The organism is Ideonella sp. P3_A4, assembly GCF_056403075.1.
On sequence record NZ_JBFUGE010000468.1, the window covers coordinates 1 to 4,696 of the forward strand.

Below are 4,696 nucleotides of genomic sequence, written 5' to 3' on the forward strand. Positions count from 1 at the left end.
GAGCGATGCTTGCGTCAGCCAGAAGGTGACGCGACGCTTCGGGTCGGTGACATTCAGATCGACCAGCGCCACCACGCAGGCGGCCACCAGCAGCAGGATCTCGGGGTAGGCGACGAGCCAGTTCATTTGGGTCATGGGGAGCGCTCCGGCGTCGGCCTCAGGGCAGCTTGGGCAGTTTTGAGTTGGCCACGTGCTGCAGCAGCTCGTTCACGGACACGTGCATCACATCGGTGAAGGGTTTCGGGTACAGGCCCATGACCATCACCGCAACGGCCAGCATGGCCATCATCAGGAACTCACGGGCGTTCAGGTCTTGCAGTTCCTTCACGTCGCCGTTGGCCACGTCGCCGAAGTAGACGCGCTTGTACATCCACAGCGTGTAGGCGGCACCGAAGATCAACGCGGTGGCGGCCAGCGCGCCGAGCCAGAAGTTCACCTTCACCGTGCCCAGGATCACCATCCACTCGCCTATGAAACCGGCAGTGCCCGGCAGGCCGCAATTGGCCATCGCGAACAGCAGTGCGAAGGCAGCGAACTTCGGCATCGTGTTGACGACGCCGCCGTAGCTGGAGATCTCACGCGAGTGCACTCGGTCGTACAGCACGCCGATGCACAGGAACATCGCGCCCGACACGAAGCCGTGCGAGATCATCTGCACCAGGCCGCCCGAAACGCCGAGCTCGTTGAAGATGAAAAAACCCAGCGTCACGAAGCCCATGTGGGCGATCGACGAATAGGCCACCAGCTTCTTCATGTCCTGCTGCACCAGCGCGACCAGGCCGATGTAGATCACCGCGATCAGGCTCAGCGCAATGATGAACCAGGCGTACTCGCGGCTCGCATCCGGCGCGATCGGCATCGAGAACCGCAGGAAACCGTAGGCACCGAGCTTCAGCATGATGGCGGCCAGCACCACCGAGCCACCGGTAGGCGCCTCGACGTGAGCGTCCGGCAGCCAGGTGTGCACCGGCCACATCGGCACCTTGACCGAGAAGGCAGCGAAGAAGGCGAAGAACAGCAGGGCCTGGGCCGACATCGGCAGCGGCAGCTTGTGCCAGGCCGCGATGTCGAAGCTGCCACCCGACTTGTAGTACAGGTAGATCAGCGCCACCAGCATCAGCAGCGAGCCGAGCAGCGTGTAGAGGAAGAACTTGAACGCCGCGTAGACACGCCGCGGCCCGCCCCAGACACCGATGATGATGTACATCGGGATCAGCGTGGCCTCGAAGAAGACGTAGAACAGCAGGCCGTCGCAGGCCGAGAACACGCCGACCATCAGGCCCGACAGGATCAGGAAGGCACCCATGTACTGGTGGGCGCGGTCGGTGATCACCTGCCAGCCGGCGATCACGACGATCACCGTGATGAAGGCAGTCAGCAACGCGAACCAGACCGAGATGCCGTCCACGCCCAGGTGGTAGCGCACATTGAAGCGCTCGATCCAGACCATGTTTTCCTGGAACTGCATCGCGGCAGTGCCAGTGTCAAAGCCCGAGATCAGCGGCAAAGTGACGAGAAAACTGACCACGGCACCGACCAGCGCCAGCCAGCGCGTCGCGCCGGGGTTGCTGTCGCGGCCGAAAGCCAGCAGCACCGCGCCAAAGGCGATCGGCAGCCAGATGGCAACGCTCAAAAGACCCATTCTTGTTCTCCGCTCTTATTCGTCAGTGAGCGATCAAGCCCAGCAGGTAGGGCCACAGTTGCCATGTCATCAGCCCGAACACGCCCAGCACCATGACCAGCGCGTACCAGGACAGGTAGCCGGTCTGGATGGTTCGCACCACGCGCGAGAACGCGCCGACCGTGCTGGCCGTGCCGTTCACGAGGCCATCGATCACCGCCACATCGCCGCCCTTCCACAGGCCACGGCCCAAGGCACGGGCTGCGGTGGCGAGGATGTTCTCGTTGATCCAGTCCATGTAGTACTTGTTCTCCAGCAGCTTGACGATCGGCGCGAAGGTGCGCGCGAAGGCCGCCGGAATGCTGGGCTTCACGAGATAGAACACGTAGGCAACGACCACACCAGCCAGCGCCAGCCAGAACGGCAGCGAGGTCAGCGCATGCACCGCCATGGCGGTGGCACCGTGGAACTCTTCGGCCAGCTCGGCCATCGCGTGGTGATGCTCACCGTGAACGGTGATGGCGTCCTTGAAGAAGTCGCCGAACAGCATCGGCTGGATCGTCAGGAAGCCGATCACCACCGACGGGATCGCCAGCAGCAGCAGCGGTGCCGTCACCACCCAAGGCGATTCATGCGGCACGTGCACTTCGCTGTGGTCGCCCGGCTCTTCGTGGGCACCGTGGTCTTCCGGCGGGAACGGCTTGTGGTGGAAGCGCTCTTCGCCGTGGAAGACCAAGAAGTACATCCGGAACGAATRGAACGCCGTCACGAACACGCCGGCGACCACCGCGAAATAGGCGAAGCTGGCGCCCGGCAGGTGGCTGGCGTGCACCGCTTCGATGATCGAGTCCTTCGAATAGAAGCCCGCGAAAAACGGCGTACCGATCAGCGCCAGCGAACCCAGCAGCGAGGTGATCCAGGTCAGCGGCATGTGCTTGCGCAGGCCGCCCATGTTGCGGATGTCCTGGTCGTGGTGCATGCCGATGATCACCGAGCCCGCGCCGAGGAACAGCAGCGCCTTGAAGAACGCGTGCGTCATCAGGTGGAACACGGCCACCGAGTAGGCCGAGGCACCGAGTGCCACCGTCATGTAGCCGAGCTGCGACAGCGTCGAGTACGCGACCACGCGCTTGATGTCGTTCTGGATCACGCCGAGGAAACCCATGAACAACGCAGTGATGGCGCCGATGACCATCACGAAGTTCAGTGCGGTGTCCGACAGCTCGAACAGCGGCGACATGCGGGTCACCATGAAGATGCCGGCGGTCACCATCGTCGCCGCGTGGATCAGCGCCGAGATCGGGGTCGGGCCTTCCATCGAATCGGGCAGCCACACGTGCAGCGGGAACTGTGCGCTCTTGCCCATCGCGCCGATGAAGAGACAAATGCAGGTCACCGTCAGCAGCATCCACTCGCCGCCGAACAATGGCAGCGGGAACGGCAGCTTGGCGAGCTCTTCGGCCTTGCCGAAGACTTCGGTGTAGCTCAGCGAGCCGGTGAACGCGACGATCAGGCCGATGCCGAGAATGAAGCCGAAGTCACCCACCCGGTTGACCAGGAAGGCCTTCATGTTGGCGAAGGTCGCGGTCGGCTTCTTGAACCAGAAGCCGATCAGCAGGTACGACACCAGGCCCACCGCTTCCCAGCCGAAGAACAGCTGCAGGAAGTTGTTGCTCATGACCAGCATGAGCATCGAGAAGGTGAACAGCGAGATGTACGAGAAGAAGCGCTGGTAGCCCGGGTCCTCTTCCATGTAGCCGATGGTGTAGATGTGCACCATCAGCGACACGAAGGTCACCACGCACATCATCATCGCGGTCAGGCCGTCGATGAGGAAGCCGACCTCCATCTTCAGGCCGCCGACGTTCATCCACTCGTAGACGGTAGCGTTGTAGCGCGCGCCTTCGAGCGCGACCGACTTCAACACCATCGCCGAGACGATGAAGGCGATCAGCACGCCGAGGATGGTGATCAGGTGTGCGCCGCGACGGCCCACCGCCTTGCCGAAAAGACCGGCGATCACGGAGCCGGCCAGCGGTGCCAGCGGCACCGTCAGGAGCAGGTTCTGGGAGAGTTGTGCAGACATGTTCTTCTTGGGGCGTTGGGTGCGCCGTCAGCCCTTGAGGGAGTCCAGCTCGTCCACGGCGATCGTGGCCCGGTTGCGGAACAACACGACGAGGATTGCCAGGCCGATCGCCGATTCGGCGGCCGCCACGGTGAGGATGAAGAACACGAACACCTGGCCGTCCATGTCGCCCAGGTAGTGCGAGAAGGCGACGAAGTTCATGTTGACGGCAAGCAGCATCAGCTCGATCGCCATCAACAGCACGATCAGGTTGCGCCGGTTCATGAAGATGCCAACCACCGACAAGGCGAACAGGATGCCGCCCAGCGAAAGGTAGTGGCCCAGGGTGATGCCGGTGGCGGTCATGCGGCCCCCTTGGCGCTGCGCGCCGTCCCCCCGAGGGGGAATTCGCCCTTGAGGCGGCTCTGCGGGCTCATGCCTTGCCTCCTTCCTGTGTCGCCGGCGCGGACGGCTGCTCGATCACCGCATCCATCTTGACCAGGCGGACGCGGTCGGCCTTCTTGGCTCGCACCTGCTCGGACGGGTTCTGGGAGCGGCTGTCCTTGCGCTTGCGCAGCGTCAGCGCGATTGCCGCGATGATGGCCACCAACAGCAGCACCGCCGCCACCTGCAGTGGGTACAGGTATTGGGTATAGACGATCTTGCCAAGCGCCCGGGTGTTGCCCAGCTTGGCCAGGTCTTCAGGCATCGGCGCCGCGTCGGTCAGGCGGAAGCCCCCCTTCAGCACCAGCGCCATCTCGAGCGCAATCAGCACGCCGATGAACGCGGCGAGCGGGAAGTTCGCCCAGAAGCCTTCTCTCAAACTGTCGGTGTTGATGTCCAGCATCATCACCACGAAGAGGAACAGCACCATCACCGCGCCGACGTAGACGAGCACCAGCGCGATCGCCAGGAACTCGGCCTTCAGCAGCATCCACACGCAGGCCGCGTTGAAGAAGGCCAGCACCAGAAACAGCGCCGCGTGCACCGTGCTGCGGGCGGTGATGACC

Annotated in this window: 4 protein-coding genes; all 4 read right to left on the reverse strand. The window is 63.4% G+C overall.

Features of this window, described 5'->3' with window-relative positions; genetic code table 11:
- Positions 1-157: 157 nt before the first annotated feature.
- The gene (locus AC1DYI_RS26955; protein WP_477207199.1) at positions 158-1,642 is read right to left on the reverse strand and encodes an NADH-quinone oxidoreductase subunit M; all 1,485 of its coding nucleotides are present in this window, start codon (positions 1,640-1,642) and stop codon (positions 158-160) included.
- Positions 1,643-1,664: 22 nt separating this feature from the next.
- Positions 1,665-3,707 (reverse strand): NADH-quinone oxidoreductase subunit L, encoded by a 2,043-nt coding sequence (gene nuoL / locus AC1DYI_RS26960; protein WP_477207200.1) that lies wholly within the window; start codon positions 3,705-3,707, stop codon positions 1,665-1,667.
- A gap of 27 nt (positions 3,708-3,734) precedes the next feature.
- On the reverse strand, positions 3,735-4,052 hold the full coding sequence (gene nuoK / locus AC1DYI_RS26965) for an NADH-quinone oxidoreductase subunit NuoK (RefSeq protein WP_329721384.1): 318 nt from the start codon (positions 4,050-4,052) through the stop codon (positions 3,735-3,737).
- Positions 4,053-4,119: 67 nt separating this feature from the next.
- Positions 4,120-4,696 (reverse strand): NADH-quinone oxidoreductase subunit J (locus tag AC1DYI_RS26970; protein WP_477207201.1); only part of this gene is annotated, 577 nt, incomplete at its 5' end.